1 protein-coding gene is annotated in these 533 nt (G+C 44.5%); it reads left to right on the forward strand.

Going from position 1 to position 533, the window contains the following annotated elements:
* On the forward strand, positions 1–533 hold a 533-nt coding region (locus VF675_RS13785; RefSeq protein WP_346781720.1), incomplete at both ends, for an EF-Tu/IF-2/RF-3 family GTPase.

Raw genomic sequence — 533 nt, forward strand, 5'->3', positions numbered from 1 at the left:
CAAGCATTCTTAATGCCAATCGAAGACGTATTCTCTATTTCTGGTCGTGGTACAGTAGTAACTGGCCGTGTAGAAACTGGTATCGTGAAAGTAGGCGAAGAAGTTGAAATCGTTGGTATCAAAGACACAGTTAAAACAACTGTAACTGGCGTAGAAATGTTCCGTAAACTTCTTGACGAAGGTCGTGCGGGCGAGAACTGTGGTGTTCTTTTACGTGGTACTAAGCGTGAAGACGTACAACGTGGTCAAGTACTTGCTAAACCAGGTACAATCAAGCCACACACTAAATTCGATGCGGAAGTATACGTACTTTCTAAAGAAGAAGGTGGTCGTCACACTCCATTCCTTAACGGTTACCGTCCACAATTCTATTTCCGTACAACTGACGTAACTGGTGCAATCCAGTTGAAAGAAGGCGTTGAAATGGTAATGCCAGGTGACAACGTTGAAATGTCAGTAGAATTAATCCACCCAATCGCAATGGACCCAGGTCTACGTTTTGCGATCCGTGAAGGTGGTCGTACTGTAGGTGC

It is taken from the genome of Acinetobacter sp. Lyrl_1, from assembly GCF_051948795.1.
Classification (GTDB): Bacteria; Pseudomonadota; Gammaproteobacteria; order Pseudomonadales; family Moraxellaceae; genus Acinetobacter; species Acinetobacter towneri.